Below are 15,781 nucleotides of genomic sequence, written 5' to 3'. Positions count from 1 at the left end.
ACACCGCATGTCTGCCGGTGTCTGGCGGGTTACGACCATGAACGGGAGCTTCGAGAACTTCTCCACGAAGAGCGAGTTCGCCTACGCGGCGCTGCGGAACAAGATCCTCGCCCACGACTACGGGCCGGGAGAGCTGCTCAACCAGGCGATCCTGGCCCGGGACATGGGAATCAGCACCACCCCGCTGCGGGAGGCGCTCCGGCGGCTTGAGTCGGAGGGGCTGGTGGAGCTCGGTGCGCATCGCGACGCACGGGTGAGCCGACTGTCGGCGGAGGAGGCCAGGGACCTGCTGGAGATGCGCCGCGCCCTGGACCCCCTCGCCGCCTCCCTCGCCGCGGAGCGTCGCGCGTCGCGGGACATCGTCCGGATGCGGGCGGCGTTCGAGGAGCTGAGGCCGTTGCCGGACCGGCCCGACGTGTCCGATCTGGTGGCACACCGTGGGTTCCACCGATCCATCTACGTCGCCTCGCACAACGAGCTGCTGATCGCCACGCTCGACGGCCTTTGGGACAAGGCCGACCGCTACCGGATGGTGGGCCTGCGCGAGCGGCGTGATCAGGCGAGGCGGGACGAGACGGCAGCCGAGCACCGGGCGATCCTGGACGCGGTCATCGCCGGGGACGGTGCTGGCGCTGCCGAGGTGATGCGCAGGCACATCCGCAGCAGTCTCGGCGCGACGGCTCTGTCGCGTCTGACCACGAGGCCGGATCACCCGTGACGCGGGAGGGCCCGACATCGCGAGCTGGAAGGGAACCGATGGACAAGATCATGCTCTTCGGTGACAGCATGCTGGCGCGGTTCACCAAGCCGCGGATCCAGCAGCTGGAGCGGGAGCTGGGCGGCGACGCGACGCTGTACAACTGCGCCGCCGGCGGCTGGGACAGCACCGACGGGGTCACGCGCGCCCCGGTTCTCGCCGGTCTCGGCTGCTCGACCGTGGTGCTGTCGTTCGGCGGCAACGACTGCGCCCCGTGGAAGCGGGTCGCGCTCGACCAGTTCACGGCGAACATCGGTGCGATCGTCGACGCGTTCGCCGGTGCCAGCCTCGTGGCCTTCCTGCCTCCGGTGATCGAGGAGATCGAACGGCCGGGCCTCGGGATGCGCACCAACCGCGAGCTCGACCAATATCGTGAGGTTCTGCGTTCCGCCGTCGGGGCTGACGCTTGCCTGGAGACCGATCGCATCCTCAGCCCCGGCGGGACGGCCCGGGGACTCGAAGACGATGGACTGCACCTCACGGGCGAGAGCTACACCTCGCTGATACCGCCCCTGGCGCAGGTGATCGCACGGACCCTGACCCGGCCCGCAGAACGGGGTACCACGGCATGACGCACACCTCGGCCACGGCAGCGACATCGAACGGGTACGGCTCGATCGCGAGCCCGCACCACCTGGCGACGGACGCGGGCGAGCAGGCGTTTCGCGCTGGCGGGAACGCGATCGACGCCGCGATCGCCGCCGCCGTCGTGCTGAACGTCGTGTATCCGAACAACACCGCGCTCGGTGGCGACGTGGTGGCGCTCGTCCGCACCCCTGATGGCACGGTTCGCTGCGTCAACGCGACGGGGTGTGCGCCTTCCGGGCAGTCCGTCGAGCGGCTGCGGGCGGCACACGGTGCCGAACTCCCCATGCGGGGCATCGACACCGTGACCGTGCCGGGCGCGGTCCGGGGCTGGGAATCGCTGAGAGCATTCGGCGCCCGCCTGGACTGGGCGGTGCAGTTCACCGTCGCGATCCGGCTGGCGGCGGAGGGTGCGCCCGTGAGCAGGTCCGTCGCGGCGGCCATCGCCGACAAACACGACGTGCTGATGCGGGATCCCGGCTGTCGCGAGGTTTTCCTCCCCGGCGGGACCCCGCTGCGGGAGGGTGAGCTCCTGCGCCAACCCGCGCTGGCGGAGTCGCTGGCCGAGCTGCGGGCCGAGGGGCCGGACGCGCTGTACGGCGGATCCGTGGGCCGACGTCTGGCCGATGGTCTGAGGCGGCTCGGCTCGGTGCTGACCATCGAGGACCTGGCCGGTTTCCAGGCCGAACTCGCCGACCCGGTCCGGGGCACGTTCCGCGCGCACGAGGTCATCACCAGCCCGCCGAACACCCAGGGGTTCATGCTGCTGAGGGCGTTGGACCGGGTTCAGCGGCTCGGCGACCCCGCCGACGTCCTGGGCGCACGGGCCGGTGAGCTGGCGGCCATCTTCGAGCGGAGCAACGCCGTCCGCGATCTCCTGCTGGCCGATCCGAGATTCGCCGACGTGGATGCCGAGCGGTTGATCGGCCTGGAGCTGGACCCGGCCGAGCGCGTGCTGGGGCCGCGGCGCGTCGGCGGGGACACGGTCGGCATCTCCGCGATCGACTCGGACGGGTTCGCGGTCTCCCTCATCCAGAGCGTCTACAACTCGTTCGGTTCGGCTGTGCTGGAACCCGCAACCGGAATCCTCCTGCAGAACCGGGGGAGGTCGTTCTCGCTCGATCCGCGCTCGCCCAACGTCGTGGAACCCGGCAAGCGGCCCCGGCACACGCTCATGCCGGTCCTGGTCGTCAAGGACGATCAGGTGAGGTGGGTGAGCTCGACGATGGGAGGACACGGCCAACCGCAGATTCATGCCCAGCTGCTGTTGCGATCGCTGGCGGGGGAGACGCCCGCGGAGGCGGTCGGCGCTCCCCGGTGGATCGTCGGGGTGCAGGACAGCGGTGACACCAACCGGACGGTCTACCTGGAACGCGACGCCCCGTCCGACGCCGCGCGGTCGTTGGCCGAGCACGGCTTCGTCCCCAAACTGCTGCCCCCGCACGACGAATGGCTGGGGCACGCCAACCTGATCGAGGTCGGGTCGGGCGGCCGGTTCGACGCGGCCAGCGACCCCCGCTCGGATGGAGCGGCCGTGGAGGTCGAGCTACCCGCGCGATGACGGCCAACACGTGATCGCGCTGCGCGGACTCGCCGATCTCCGTCGGTCAGTGCTGGTCGCGAGAGTGGGAGCCAGCCGCCGTCCGGGCCAGCCGGGCGGCGGCCTTGGCACCGAGGCTGCCGCGAATGTGGCGAGTCATGACGGCTGACGCCTCGTCGGCGTCGCCGGCGATCACGGCGCCGAGCAACAACCGGTGCTCCTCCGCCGTCTGGTCGGCCTTCGCCCTGCCGCCGCGATCACGCAGGCCCATGAGGCGGTAGCGGTCGGCCTTGTCCCACAACGCGTCGAGTGTCGAGATCAGGATCTCGTTGTGCGAGGCGCGGTAGATCGACCGATGGAACCGCCGATGCGCCGCGAGGTCGGGCATGGCCGCGCGGTCGGGCAGCGCGTCGAAATCGGCTGCGGCGCGCATATCGGCGATGTCCTCCTTCGACCTCCTCTCGGCGGCCAATGCCGCGGCGAGGGGGTCCAGCGCGAGCCTGGTCTCCATCAGGTCACGCGCCTCCTCCGCGGACAGCGTGGTGGCCCGCGCGTCGCGGTGGGCGTCGAGCTCGACGAGCCCCTCGGACTTGAGCCTGCGCAGTGCCTCTCTGAGCGGGGTCGTGCTGATGCCCAGGTCCCTGGCGATCTGCGTCTGGTTCATGATCTCGCCGGGCGGGAACTCGTGGGAGATGATCCTGTCTCGAAGCCACGAGTAGGCGAACTCGCTTTTCGTCAAGAAGCCGTCCTCGGGTCTGGGCATGCCTGCCTCCTCCCACCATCGAGTTGCGATGCCACCCGAGAAGGCTCCCGTGCGTTCCGCACGCGGCCGGTGACGCTTCTCTGACGTCGCTGCTCTGTCCGTCGTTCGTTGATCGCATCCTAATCGCCGCGGTGTCGTCGGCTGCCCCGGAGCACTGGTGATGGCATACGCGTCAACACGTGGTGCTGGAGGTGGCGTGTGATCCGGAAAGGACGGTCTTGGACTTATCAAAGCCACAGCAGCAGACGTGGAGGACTTGCTGCGCATTCGAGGGCTTTGTCGAGGATTTCTTCGCCACGGTGCTCTGTCGGCAGGGGCAGAGCTTTGCGCAGAACGTCAAGAAGGTGAACCTCTCGAACCCGGACCTCGCGGGGTTCGAGGTGCTGGTGCACAGGGAGTTCCCGGACCTCAAAGGTCAGGTTGGGCGCGATTTCAAGGTTGACGTCTGACTCGTTGGTGCTGGCCGGAGCGATCACGTGTGCCCGCATCACATCGCTGGCGCTCAGCACATCGCCGATGTCGTGGCGGCTCACCTGGGCGAATCCCTGAACTGGTCAGAGGTGCCGCAGTTTCCGCTGAATCCGACAACCGGATGACCCTTCGCTGACGAACGCTTGGTGGGCGACCTGGCCTGCGGCTTCGTTTGTTCCGGGAAATCACCGCCTCGGTCGTCCGTGGTTGTTGCCACACGTTGATTCAACGATAATGATTTGTTCAGTGTTTATTGAAATTAATATCGATCCCGGCGGTGTCTCGGGTGGCGACCCAGGGTAGGTGGATGCCGATGCGGTGCCAGAGGTGGTCGTAGCGTCGGGTGATGATCGGCCTGCCACTGGTGTAGCGCAGGAGCTGCGCAGTGCGCGGTGCTCCGCGTTGTTCGGCGTGGTGTTGCAGGTGGGTCGTAAGGGTGGGGGAGACGGGGTGCCAGCGGACGGTCTCGCCTTTTTCCCGGAGGAAGACCAGACACTGGGTGGGGTCGAGGTCTTGGGGGCGCAGCGCGAGTGCGCCTCCGCGGCAGGCGGTTTCGGTGTGCAGCGGCAGGAGGAGGGTGTCGAGTGCGGGGTTATCGGCCGGGGAGATGTGTCCGTCGTCTTCGGCATGGCGGTAAAAACAGCGCAGGGCAGCGATGAGGTGTTCGCCGGCGCTGCGTCCGCCGCGTCCATTGCGGCGGGCGACGACGTGGGTCTTGATGTACTCGACGAGTTGCTTGATCTCTGACGGGGTGGGTTCGTCCAGGCGTCGGTTGCCCCAATGGTTCTCGATGCGGTTCCAGTAGGAGCACGTGAGATGTAGCAGGGATGCCACATTTTTGTGTCCGAGGGGGGAGTTGCGCGCTATCCACCCGGCTCCAGTTGTCGGAGCTCGGCTGATTCGCTCAAGTAACTGCGTTCACGGGCCGTCTCGGCCGAGACCGACGGCGCTCAGCTCAGCGACGCTCGCGTCACGGTCTGGAACTACATACCGGGAACCTTCCGGCCATTGACGCAAACCGAACGATCACCGCTGCGCCACGCCCCCCAGCAATGGATCGACGAGCAGTTCTACTCCATCGTCACCGACGTCGTCGGCACCCCCACAGAACTCATCAACGACCACGGCGGCATCGCCTGGTACCACCGCACAACCCTCTAGGGCGCCACGACCGACCAAAACCGTGGTAGTGCCTCCACACCGCTCCGCTTCCCGGGCCAATATCACGACCCCGAAACCGGCTTCAACTACAACTTCCACCGCCACTACGACCCCACAACGGGCCGGTACGGCAGTGCCGAGTCGTGCCACTTTCGCGACTGTCCACGGAAGCGGGAGGGCTCCACCGGTGATCAGGTCCAGTGCGGCGAACATGTGCCGCACCCCTTCGGGGCGGGTGTAGGTCGCGCGCAGCCGCGCTGGCTGTTTGAGCGGACGCCAGCCTTTGTCCTTGCGAGGCAGCGTGGTTGCCTGCGCGTCGAACCGGCGGCCGAGCACCATCGCCCGGTACGCGGCCAGCAACCGGTGCGGCTCGGGCAGCGGGTAGTTCGGATCGGGCTGCTCCAGCAGCCGCACCGGGCTGCTCGACGGAAGCCATTCCACGACCGACACCTCCTCAGGACGACTGGCATGGAATAGTCGTGCACACGAGTCACGGTCACTTCGGGAGGACGAGCGCGGCCACTCCGTCCAACACGCGCTGCAACCCGAACTCGAAGAAATCGTCGATGTCGATGCGGAACTCCGGAGAACGGCCGGCGGCCCTCGAAAGCGCCGGGTACTCGGCGAGGTCGTCGCCGGACGCGGCGAGCTGGGCCGTCATCCACTGGCCACCGGACAGTCCCGTCCGCTGCTCCATCGCGGTTTCCAGTTCGAGGTTCGTGGCGGTGCCGCGCACGTAGTTGACGATCACGAAGTGCACCTTCGCCCGGGTCTCCGGATCGAGCCCGAGCTCCTCGGCCGCGCGCAGCATCCACTCGCCGTGGCGCACCATGTTGGGCAGCGCCTGCGGGTGGGTGAGGGAGAGGGCGAACGGCAACCAGGGATGTCGCCGGTAGACCCGCCATTGCAGCCGGGCGGCCAGTTCCAGCGCGGCCCGCCACGATCCGGGCGGCGGCACGGGGAGATCGATCTCCCCGATGGCCGCGTCGGCCATCAGGTCGAGCAACTCGTCCTTGCTGCGCACATGCCGGTAGAGCGACATGGTGGGCGAGCCGAGGGCGCCCGCGACGCCGCGCATCGACAGCCCGGCAAGTCCGCGCTCGTCGGCGATCGCGATCGCCGCAGCGGCGATGCGGTCCTGGCTCAGCTCGCGGTCGGACACGACGGTGCCGACGCGGGACACCGCCCGGACCACGCCTTCGCGGCGAAGCGTCTCCAGGACCTTGGACGCGGTCGCTTTCGCGACGCCCCATTCCCGGGTGATCTGCCGGGTGGAAGGCACGCGGTCCCCGGCGCGCAGCTCGCCGGCCGCGATGCGGGCGCGGATCTCGGCGGCTATTCGCAGGTACGGCGGTTCGGTCCGGGGGGCACGTCCGGTCACGGTCGCCTCCTTCGCACGTGGGCCGCCTTTACCCTAGGGCAGATATGCGGTCGGCCGCACATGAACTCACCCCGGTTCTGCGAATTCTAGGAAAGTCAATGGTCCGATGGAACTGTTTCCGCTTGGCTGCCCTAGGTCAGGATCCTCGAAATTTGTTTATATGACAGGATTTTTTGCAACTTGAATCCTATTCTTGTACTTTGTACCCATCGATTGCACTTGTTGTCTCGAACTGCCGTCCGCGACTGTTCGGCCTTTCGCCAGCAAATGAGGAGACCCGGTGGAGAAGACGCATGCCCGAGGTTCGGTCGGACGAGCCGCCAACCGTTACCTCGAAGGCGATTTCGCGCCCGTGGCCGAGGAGATCACGGCACACGATCTGGCCGTGACGGGACGGATCCCCAGCGAGCTCAACGGCCGCTACCTGCGCATCGGCCCCAACCCGCTCGGGGTGGAAGACCCCGCTGCGCACATCTGGGCCACCGGAGTGGGAATGGTGCACGGCGTGCGCATCCGCGACGGCCGGGCCGAGTGGTACCGGAACCGCTGGGTGCGCTCGCCGGGCGTGCTCGGCGCCCTAGGGGAGCCCGCGCCCGCCTCCCCGGTCGACCCGAGGGCGCACTACTCGCCGAACGTCCACGTGATCGGTCACGCCGGACGCACCTTCGCCCTCGTCGAAGCTGGCGCGCTGCCCTACGAGCTCGGCTACGAACTCGACACGGTCGGGCCGTGCGACCTGGGGGCCACTCCCGACGGCTTCAGCGCGAACGCACACTCCAAACTGGACACCAAAACCGGGGAGTTGCACTCCCTCGCCTACATCCCGGGAATGCCGCACGCACAGCACATCGTCACCGACGCGACGGGCGTGGTCACCCGCGCGACCAACATCCCGATGCCGGCCGACACGCCGTACATGCACGACTTCGCGCTCACCGAGAACCACGTGGTCCTGTACGACACACCGTTGGCCTACGACCTCGAAGCGCTCATCGCCGGGGCCGGACCCGATTCCGCCATCGGCTGGAACCCGGAGCACCCGGGACGGCTGGGTGTCATGCCCAGGTCCGGCGGGCCGGTCCGCTGGTCGGAAACCGAACCGGCGCACATCAGCCACACCCTCAACGCCTACGAGGACGGCACCGAGCTCGTCATCGACCTCATCCGCGCCGACGGTCCTGTCGACCCGACCGATCCCGGCGCCGTCCACCCCACGCTCGACCGGTGGACCGTCGAGCTGGCGGGCGGCGCGGTCCGCCGCAACCGGCTGGACGATCGACCTCAGGACTTCCCCCGGCTGAACGAGGCGATGGTGTCGCGGCCGCACCGGTACGGGTATTCCGCAGCGACGGCTGCGCTGCACGCGCGCGTCGACGAGCACCCGGACGAATCGTTCGCCAACGCCATCGTCAAGCACGACCTGCACCGCGGCACCACCGAGGTGCACCGCTTCGCCACCGACGCCGCCGTCGGCGAAGCCGTCTTCGTGCCCGACCCGTCCGGAGGAGCCGAAGACGACGGCTATCTGATGACGTTCGCGCACAACCCCGATCGCGGTGCCGCGGACCTGGTGGTCCTGGCCGCGCAGGACTTCACCGGCCCACCGGTCGCCCGGATCCACCTTCCCGCGCGGGTGCCGCTCGGCCTGCACGGAAGCTGGGTCCCGGACGCCTGACGGCCGAGGCCGCGAGGTTCGCGCCGAACGAAACTCGCGGCCCCGCAGCGTTCGCTAGCCCAGGTCCGGGAGCTTCGCGGCGTGGCCGGTGGCCTTCTCCAAGGCATGGCCGACTCGCAGGACGCGGAGGTCCGCCCGGTGCGGGCCGACCACTGGCGCCCCACCGGGAGCCCCGCCGGGGTGAATCCGGCCGGGACCGAGAGGGCCGGGCACCCGGTTGCCGTCACGTAGTACGCCGACCGCATCCAGTCCAAATAGGACACCATCACTACCCCGGCGACCTCCGTCGGGTACTCCAGGTCGATGTCGAACGGCGCGACCTGGCTGACCGGCAGCAGCTGGACGTCGTAGCGGCCGAAGAACTCGCGCATCCGGTGGAGGAGCTCGCCGTGCAGCCGCTTGGTGGACGCGGAGGAAGTCGTCCGCACACTGCGCGCCTGGGAGGAGGAAGCGGAGGGCAGAGCTGGACACGTCGACTCCCGACGGGTAGACAAGCACACGAAGCCCCTGGTGGAGATGGTTCTTCTCGGTTGAAAACCCTGTGGGTGCCCGAAACTCGGCCAGCCTATGCGACCGCCTGTATTCGTGGATCAGTCCGCTGAGTCGGTCGTGTCTGATGACCTTGATATCGCCCGTTTCAAGCTCGTCCAGTGGTCGTAGCGGGGCGGCTTGGCCGAGAGATCGGTGTGGTCGATGGGTGTTGAAGTGAGTTTCGTACTCCGCCAGGACTTGGCGTAAGTGGCGGGCGTTGAGGATGAGCGTCCGGTCGAGAAATTCTCTTCGGAGGGTGCCGATCCAGCGTTCCATCATGGCGTTCGCGCGAGGTGCTTGGATCGGTGTCTTGATGATCCGGATGCCCTCGCTGGCGAATACGGCGTCGAACATACGGGTGAACTTGGCGTTTCGGTCGCGGATCACATACCTGAACTGCCTTACCCGGTTACCGAGGTCCATGAGCAGGTTGCGGGCCTGTTGGGCGACCCAGTCCGCGGTGGGATGTGCGGTGACGCCGAGGATATGGACTCGACGGGTGGCGTGCTCGACGACTGCGAAACAATAAAGGCTGGTGAGTAGCACCGTGTCGTAGTGGAAGAAATCGCAGGCCAGGATCCCGTCTGCTTGCGCACGTAGGAATTCGGCCCAGGTTGGACCTGTTTGCCGTGGACAGGAGGGGTCTGTCAACGGGCGATCAGCACGGCCATGTCGTCATCGATAGGTGGGCGTCCGCATCGATGTGGGAAGGTCCACTTCCTCGCCACCAAACGACGATGCCACCGCATCACCGTGTCCGGCGTGACTAGCCGATGCCCACGCATCGCCCGAGGCAACAGCTGGATGAACGCGAGCGCGACCGGATTTTGAAACCCCACAGGCTTTGGAGCAAGAAGATCAAGAAGTCGTTGCCGGGCAGATTGTGCAGACGGTCGTGACCGGCGACGGTGCCAGTCGCTTGATGACGCTGCGGCGGTCGCGGCGGTAAGTCTTCGAGGCTCTGGAACATGGTGGGCGAGACCTGGACCGGTAGGTAGGTGCGTATCCAGATGGGATTTGCGCCCCCACCAGCAAAGGCGCAGGTCGGAAGACTGAAGTGAAAGCGGTCATCCAAGCGGTCATGAAGAAACCCCAGGTCATTAGCTTGACCTGGGGTGCTCCACGTGTCCGAGGGGGGAGTTGCTCGCTAACTACACGCCTTCTGCTTCCCGAAATCGGCTGAGGCAGGGGGCTTTTGCTGTCCCGGCTGTCCCGTCGGGTGTCCATCTGGGACGCCTTGGCGGGACAGGTGGAATTGCCTTATGAGCTGCGAAAATGTCGACCGGTCTGCGCTTGGGGCAGGTGCTTGTGGGTGTCCCAACGTGTGCCCGAGCAGCCCCGTCGCGCTGGTAGCGAAGGCGCTTGGCATCGGGACACTGCTACCTGTCCCGCCACGGCCACGCGGAGCTCCAACGTCGCGTCTTGTCGAGTCACCGTTCGGATAAGAGAACTTGCCTACGCTTTTGATCGTGGCGACGGTTGCGTCTATAGCGAGATCGAGGGATACGCGGAGGGCACGAATTTCCCAGACAGGGAGGCAGCGCATAGGGCCGGGGTGCACCGATCGCTGCAAGGTGGCATCTCACGGCTGGGGTGAACCGCACCCTCTCTTTACGGAGGTGGCGCTCCAGCACCGTGATCTGATGGCGCAGGGCCCGGATCTCGACGTCTTTGTCCCGGTCACTCGTCAGCAGCAGGTGCAGCATAGCGAACGCGTTCGTCACACCTAGGCAGGCCAGTCGTCGCAGCACAGTCGATCATCATGCCCTGGTGATCGACCGAGCGAGTAGCGCTGGGTTGAGTGACTGCGGTCGACCTACCGTACGCCGTGCCCGCCGCGTCTCACCAGCGCGGATGACGTTATCGACAAGGGCAGGGCCAATGCGGACAGGATGGCTCGATCCGGCCACGACAAGCGGGGCCGGCGACCTACGTGACGGCGTAGCACTGCCAGTTCATGCCGCAGCACAAGGATCTCGACATCCTTGGTCGCGGTACGCCGGGCGAACAACCCGAGCCAGCCGAACACGGTCACCGACGTTAGGTACAACAGCCGAAACACCACGATCCGCGATCACGGCATGATCACCGGCCACGACGCGGACCTGGTCGAATACCTGCGCACGGACGGGCTGGTGGTGGTCCATTCCGGTCCGGATTGGACTTTTGAAGAGGTGTCGTCAACGCGACGACAAGTGCCGTTGCAGAACTCGGGCTGGGTCGAGTAGGGATTGGGGGTCAGCGAGCGGGCCAGGAGTGGGCGTCCCGCAGTAGTCCGAGCATTCCTGAGACGAGCCGCATCTGCTCGACCGTCCGGATGTCCGCCTCCAGCAGCTGCGGGCTGCACACCAGCACCGCCACCGACTGCGCTCGCGACAGTGCCACGTTCAACCGGTTGCGGGACAGCAGGAAATCCAGTCCGCGGGGTAGGTCGATCGCTGACGAGGATGTCATCGTCGTCACCACCACTGGGGCTTCCTGGCCTTGGAACCGGTCCACCGTGCCGACGCGCACGTCGCCGAAACCGGCGTCGGCAAGCGCGTGCGTGACCGTCCGCGCCTGCAGGTTGTACGGCGCCACCACGAGGAAATCCGCGTCTGTCAGCGGACGGCCTTGCCACGTGCGCCCGTGCAGGTCCGCGATCACTGACGTGACCTGCGCCGCTTCCTCGATCGACCGCGTGGTGTTCCCGCGGTGCTCCACCGACGCGAGGTACAACCCGGAGGCGAAGCCGTCGACCGAACGGTCCGCGGACGGGTGCGAGTGCAGCAAACCCGCGTACGACAAACGGGAAACCGGCGCGCACACGGCCGGATGCATGCGCCGTGTCTGGTCCAGGAAGTAGCCCAGCTCGGGCGGCATGATGTCCGCGTGGCCGATCAGGTGCCCCAACGCCGACGCCTCCGCGCCCGCCGGGTGCGTGCCCTGCACGACCTGCGGCAGCTGCTGAGGATCGCCCAGCAGCACCACGTTCTTCGCGCACATCGACACGGCCAGCGCGTCCGCGAGCGCGAACTGCCCGGCCTCGTCGATCACCAGTACGTCGAACGGTTCTTCGCGCACGGCGGCGTTCGCAAATGTCCACGCGGTGCCGCCGACGAGGTGCCCGTCGTTGTGCTCGTCGCGCCATTTGGCCAACGCGTTGTTCGTCTTCGGCTGTTCCCACGGCAGCGCGGGATCCGGCTTCCGGCGCGGCCGTTTCGCGCACGCCATCGACGGCGCGTTGCCGAGCGCGGCGGACAGCACGTTCTCCACGGCCTTGTGGCTGTTGGACGTCACACCGACCGTCCGCCCGGACCGCACGAGGTGCGTGATCAGCTTGCCCGCCAAGTACGTCTTCCCCGCCCCGGGCGGGCCCTGCACCGCGAGCACCGACCCGTCGAGCGCGTCGACCGCCTCGATCACGGTGGCCACCGAGTCCTCGCCGGGTGCGGGCAGCGCGCCGCCGCGCAACCGCGGGATCCGGCGCAGCAGGTCCACACCCGGATGCGCGGGCAGCTCAGGGAGCGTTTCCCCGACCAGGCGGGCCAGGTCGGCCACGGCCTCGTCCTTCGGCGCGGGCCGCACCGGGCCGCCCGGCAGGACCGCGACCGGTGGCTCGTTCGACGTGCTGTCCGGTGCGCTGCTCTCCTCCAGTGTCAGCTCGACCGCCGACGCCGCCATGACTTTCGCGTCACGCGCATCGGCGCCGTACCGCAGCCGCACGCCGTCCCCGATCGCGAACGGATGCGGCCGGTCCGGGTCGCACGCCACGATGACCGTGCGCTTGGCCGTGCGCAGCCGTCCCGACGGCGGCACCCACTCCTCCGCGGACACCGACACCGGCACAGCGCAGGTCGTGTCCACCTCGAGGTCGCCGACCGGTGCGGCGAGCTGCCGGAAGAACTCCCACCACGCCGGGTTCGTCTCGCGCCGGTGGTAACCGACGGAGGCGGCGAGCAGCGCGCGGGCGTGGTCGTCCGGGGTGAAGTCGACGGGATCGTCGGGTAGGCCGTCGAGCAGCGGGTCGACCAGCGCCGCCAGCGCGGCCGCGCGTTCGGCCCGGCGCAGCGCGGCCTCTTCCTCCTCCGTCCGCCGCAGCAGAGCGTCCACTTCGGACTCTGGCGCCGGGGTTGCGAGTTCGATGCCCGCTTCCTCGCGGACGAGGTGCAGGAATTCCAGCAGCCGCAACGTGGACACGCAGTCGTACTCGTTGTAGTGGGCGATGCCGCGCAGTACCTCGTCGGCCTCTTCGATGTCGCCGGCCTTGGTGAGTGTCAGGTAGTCCTCGTACGCCTCGATGCTCGACGCGGCCGTCTTCACGTCGCCGTCGCGGGCTCCCGGCATGTACAACGGTTCGAGGTACTTGATCGAATACGACCGCTGGCCGACGCGCAAAGCCTTGCGCACCACGGTATACAGGTCGACCATCCGGCCGCTGCGCAAAAGTTCGTCCACGGCTTCCTCGCGCGTTCCGTGCACCGCGGCGAGCCGCTTGACGGCCGTGACCTCGTACGGCGCGTAGTGGAAGATGTGCGCGTCCGGATCATCGGTCAGCCTGGCGGTGGCGAAGTCGACGAACTCCTCGAAGGCACGCTTCTCCTGCGGACGCGTATGCGCCCAAAACGGTGTGAAGCGCGCGTCGGGCGTGACGGCGCCGAACAGGTACTCCAGCCCGGCGCCGGCGAGCGCATACGGGTCACCTTCCATGTCGAAGAAAATGTCGCCGGGGCTCGGCGGCGGCAGCTCGGCCAGCACCGACGGGTCGATGACCTCGTACGCCAATTCCCCGGTTTCGTCCTGCCGCACCTGGATCGCGGCCTGCGCGCGCAAGGTCGCGAACGTGCCCGCCGACATGTCACGCGGCCGGTCCGCTGGCTCGGCGGTGGCGAGCGCGTCGATCGTGCCGACCCCGGCCGTCACGAGCTTGCGCCGCTGTTCGCCACGCATGCCCGCGACCAGCGACAGGTCCCGGTCCGCCTCGCGCGCGGACGAGCAGTGGTCAGCGAAGCCGCAGCCGATGCAGGCGGGGCGTTCGTCGGCCCACATGCGTTCCGGCAGCCGTGGCGGCCGCGTGACGAGCCGGTCACGGAGGCGATCGAGCAGCGGCAGGAAATCGTCGACGCGCAGGCTGCGCGTGGTGCCGTCACCGAGCAGCAGGTGCATCTCCGGCCCGGCCGGCCAACCAGCGCGGCGCAACGCGTCGGCGTACGCGGTGAGCTGCACGACCGCGGATGGCTTCGCGTGCCGCGCGAGCTTCGTGTCGTAGACCTCGTAACGGCCTTGGTCGTCGCGGAGCAGGAAATCGGCGCGGCCGGAGAACTCGCCGTCGTGGAAGACGGCCTGGTAGACCACCGGCGCGCTCGCCCGCAGCGCTTCCTCGGTCGCCTTCGCGGCGGCGACCTGGTCGCGCTCGTCGATTTCGATCACGGTCTTGCGCTCGTCACGCAGCCGTTCGAGCGCGGCTGCCTCGTGCGCGTGGCCGTGCTTGACGGCCAGCCGGTCGGGTCCGGAGCCCGGGCGCGGCGCGCCGGGCAGTCCCGCCGCCAACGCTTGCTTGAGGATGCTGCGGTGTTCGCATTCGAGCAGGTCGGCGAGGTCGGACGGGGTATGCATTGCCTGGCAGTCTGACATGCGCGCCCGTCCAGGTCGGCACCATGGGTGCCGACACGCCGTGGCTCGCGGCGCGCGCTCACCGCTGCCGATCCGGTACCAATCTGCACCGTTCTGGGCAGGCGTGGATGACGCCGACCGCGGTGGGGATCCTGGGCAGCTGATTTGCCCGTGCAGAAGAACCGCCCGGCGTCGGGGAAGATTGCTGTGCTTGCAGGTCAGCGGTTCGGGTATGCGACTTCAGATCGAATCGGCTCGTTCCAGGGCCCGATGTGCACCGCTTCCACGTGAGCCGATGCGGAGGCGAGTTGGCCGTGGGAGTACGCGGCGTTGCTGTGGTTGCCCTTGCATGCGATCGGGAGCGCCAGGGAAGGCGCTCCCGGTTTCCACAGCTCGACGAAGAACTGCGGGCGATACCGGTAGTTATTTCGTCGGCCCTTCTCCCTGCTGGTCAGAGCCCAGCCGGCGCGCAGCGTCGTGTCCGCGGGCACGATCGAGACGACACGGTCCGAATGGCGCTGCGCCAGGACCCAATGGGCCAGCGCCAGAGCGAAGCCGACACCGAGCTCGCTTGACTGGTTGGCCTTGTAGTAGTCCGCCGTCACCTTGCCCTCAGCGGACAGCTTCATGAAGGTCAGTGCCTGGCTGTACTTCAGCGCGCCCCAGTGCTCGGCGAGTCCGCGCGCAGCTTCTCGTCTCGACAGCGCGATGGCCCGGCCGAGACATGCAGTACGTCCCACGGCGTCAGCTGAACGGATCGCTCTCCCTACGCGGGTATGGTCTGGAGCTCGGGCTTCCGCCGCAGGACGTTGTCCTCGTTCTTCGCCTTTTTCTCCTAAAGGTTGTCCCGTAATCGCGGGTCCGGGTGGTAGTGGATCATGTGATGGTGCAGGTGATCGGGGTTGACCAGCCGGGGTGGATACCGACGTTCACGGGGCTGTCGGTGCGGCAGTTCGGCAAGTTGGTGGGCATCGTGCGAGGTCGTGGCGCTGAGCAGACCGGCGCCGGTCGTCGGTGGGGTCTGTCGCTGGACGATCGGGTGCTGCTGGTGGCGGTGTACTACCGCACCAACCTGACTTTCGGCAGGTCGCGTTGCTGTTCGATATTTCCAAGTCCGCAGCCGGGCGGGTCGTGGACCACCTCGGTCCCTATCTCGCGTTGTCTGCGACCACGCGCAAGCACAGCCCGGACACATTGTTGATCGTGGACGGCACCGTGCGCCGCGAGGCGCTTGATGACCGGGCGGGGGTGAAAGGACTCCGCCGCCGGGCTGTCGCAGCAGTCCGGTTGAAGCTGAGGGCAGCCTGATCCGGGGGACGCCGGGG

General features: G+C 67.8%; 13 protein-coding genes and 3 pseudogenes. 8 read left to right on the top strand and 8 right to left on the bottom strand.

Annotation, left to right across the window (positions count from 1 at the left end; all coding sequences use genetic code 11):
• The first annotated feature begins 37 nt into the window (after positions 1–37).
• From ACTWQN_RS17570 to ACTWQN_RS17560, 3 genes are read left to right on the top strand one after another with little or no spacing between them, the layout of a single operon-like run.
• Entirely contained in the window at positions 38–718 is a 681-nt protein-coding gene (locus ACTWQN_RS17570) for a GntR family transcriptional regulator (protein WP_443204568.1), read from the top strand.
• A 38-nt stretch (positions 719–756) separates the two neighbouring features.
• The gene (locus ACTWQN_RS17565) at positions 757–1,329 is read left to right on the top strand and encodes an SGNH/GDSL hydrolase family protein (RefSeq protein WP_443204567.1); all 573 of its coding nucleotides are present in this window, start codon (positions 757–759) and stop codon (positions 1,327–1,329) included.
• Positions 1,326–2,903, top strand: coding sequence for a gamma-glutamyltransferase family protein (locus ACTWQN_RS17560; protein WP_443204566.1), 1,578 nt, complete (start codon positions 1,326–1,328; stop codon positions 2,901–2,903). The genes ACTWQN_RS17565 and ACTWQN_RS17560 overlap by 4 nt, the downstream gene beginning before the upstream one ends.
• A 46-nt stretch (positions 2,904–2,949) precedes the next feature.
• Here ACTWQN_RS17560 and ACTWQN_RS17555 read toward each other — a convergent pair whose 3' ends face one another.
• The 3 genes from ACTWQN_RS17555 to ACTWQN_RS17545 form a co-directional block, all read right to left on the bottom strand.
• Positions 2,950–3,645, bottom strand: coding sequence for a GntR family transcriptional regulator (locus ACTWQN_RS17555; protein WP_443204565.1), 696 nt, complete (start codon positions 3,643–3,645; stop codon positions 2,950–2,952).
• Between the two features lie 227 nt (positions 3,646–3,872).
• Positions 3,873–4,178: a hypothetical protein gene (locus ACTWQN_RS17550; protein WP_443204564.1), complete on the bottom strand. Its 306-nt coding sequence runs from the start codon at positions 4,176–4,178 to the stop codon at positions 3,873–3,875.
• Between the two features lie 181 nt (positions 4,179–4,359).
• Positions 4,360–4,950: a site-specific integrase gene (locus tag ACTWQN_RS17545; protein WP_443204563.1), complete on the bottom strand. Its 591-nt coding sequence runs from the start codon at positions 4,948–4,950 to the stop codon at positions 4,360–4,362.
• 402 nt (positions 4,951–5,352) lie between these two features.
• Between ACTWQN_RS17545 and ACTWQN_RS17540 the strand changes: the two are divergent.
• Positions 5,353–5,754: pseudogene (locus tag ACTWQN_RS17540) on the top strand (hypothetical protein); the annotation flags it as partial.
• Positions 5,755–5,773: 19 nt separating this feature from the next.
• Here the strand turns inward: ACTWQN_RS17540 and ACTWQN_RS17535 are convergent.
• Positions 5,774–6,658: a TetR/AcrR family transcriptional regulator C-terminal domain-containing protein gene (locus ACTWQN_RS17535; RefSeq protein WP_443204562.1), complete on the bottom strand. Its 885-nt coding sequence runs from the start codon at positions 6,656–6,658 to the stop codon at positions 5,774–5,776.
• A gap of 280 nt (positions 6,659–6,938) precedes the next feature.
• On the opposite strand from ACTWQN_RS17535, the gene ACTWQN_RS17530 reads away from it, so the two are divergent.
• Positions 6,939–8,333, top strand: a complete 1,395-nt coding sequence (locus ACTWQN_RS17530) for a carotenoid oxygenase family protein (RefSeq protein ID WP_443204561.1) — start codon at positions 6,939–6,941, stop codon at positions 8,331–8,333.
• Positions 8,334–8,438: 105 nt separating this feature from the next.
• Positions 8,439–8,564 (top strand): hypothetical protein, encoded by a 126-nt coding sequence (locus tag ACTWQN_RS17525; RefSeq protein ID WP_443204738.1) that lies wholly within the window; start codon positions 8,439–8,441, stop codon positions 8,562–8,564.
• Here ACTWQN_RS17525 and ACTWQN_RS17520 read toward each other — a convergent pair.
• A pseudogene (locus tag ACTWQN_RS17520) lies at positions 8,528–8,704 on the bottom strand (amidase); the annotation flags it as partial. The gene ACTWQN_RS17525 and the pseudogene ACTWQN_RS17520 sit on opposite strands and share 37 nt — an antisense overlap.
• 349 nt (positions 8,705–9,053) lie before the next feature.
• Positions 9,054–9,140 (bottom strand): annotated as a pseudogene (locus tag ACTWQN_RS17515) (hypothetical protein); the annotation flags it as partial.
• Between the two features lie 1,709 nt (positions 9,141–10,849).
• On the opposite strand from ACTWQN_RS17515, the gene ACTWQN_RS17510 reads away from it, so the two are divergent.
• Positions 10,850–11,092, top strand: a complete 243-nt coding sequence (locus tag ACTWQN_RS17510; RefSeq protein WP_443204560.1) for a hypothetical protein — start codon at positions 10,850–10,852, stop codon at positions 11,090–11,092.
• Positions 11,093–11,102: 10 nt separating this feature from the next.
• Here ACTWQN_RS17510 and ACTWQN_RS17505 read toward each other — a convergent pair whose 3' ends face one another.
• Together ACTWQN_RS17505 and ACTWQN_RS17500 are read right to left on the bottom strand one after the other, a co-directional pair.
• Complete coding sequence (locus ACTWQN_RS17505) at positions 11,103–14,459, bottom strand: TM0106 family RecB-like putative nuclease (RefSeq protein WP_443204559.1); 3,357 nt, start codon at positions 14,457–14,459, stop codon at positions 11,103–11,105.
• Between the two features lie 215 nt (positions 14,460–14,674).
• Positions 14,675–15,196, bottom strand: coding sequence for a hypothetical protein (locus tag ACTWQN_RS17500; protein ID WP_443204558.1), 522 nt, complete (start codon positions 15,194–15,196; stop codon positions 14,675–14,677).
• 352 nt (positions 15,197–15,548) lie between these two features.
• Here ACTWQN_RS17500 and ACTWQN_RS17495 point away from each other — a divergent pair, with 352 nt between their 5' ends.
• A complete protein-coding gene (locus tag ACTWQN_RS17495; RefSeq protein ID WP_443204557.1) occupies positions 15,549–15,764 on the top strand; it encodes a hypothetical protein in 216 nt (71 codons plus the stop codon).
• Positions 15,765–15,781: the final 17 nt, after the last annotated feature.

The organism is Saccharopolyspora antiqui (genome assembly GCF_052246905.1).
Taxonomy (GTDB): domain Bacteria; phylum Actinomycetota; class Actinomycetes; order Mycobacteriales; family Pseudonocardiaceae; genus Saccharopolyspora.
The sequence above is the reverse complement of the archived record's forward strand: the minus strand, read 5'-3'. Positions and strand labels throughout refer to the sequence as shown.

Excerpts from the sequence above, each read along its gene's own strand:
- ACTWQN_RS17570 (WP_443204568.1), top strand. The coding sequence starts at position 38 with ATGAACGGGAGCTTCGAGAACTTCTCCACGAAGAGCGAGTTCGCCTAC.
- ACTWQN_RS17565 (WP_443204567.1), top strand. The coding sequence starts at position 757 with ATGGACAAGATCATGCTCTTCGGTGACAGCATGCTGGCGCGGTTCACC.
- ACTWQN_RS17560 (WP_443204566.1), top strand. The coding sequence starts at position 1,326 with ATGACGCACACCTCGGCCACGGCAGCGACATCGAACGGGTACGGCTCG.
- ACTWQN_RS17555 (WP_443204565.1), bottom strand. The coding sequence starts at position 3,645 with ATGCCCAGACCCGAGGACGGCTTCTTGACGAAAAGCGAGTTCGCCTAC.
- ACTWQN_RS17525 (WP_443204738.1), top strand. The coding sequence starts at position 8,439 with ATGGCCGACTCGCAGGACGCGGAGGTCCGCCCGGTGCGGGCCGACCAC.
- ACTWQN_RS17505 (WP_443204559.1), bottom strand. The coding sequence starts at position 14,459 with ATGCATACCCCGTCCGACCTCGCCGACCTGCTCGAATGCGAACACCGC.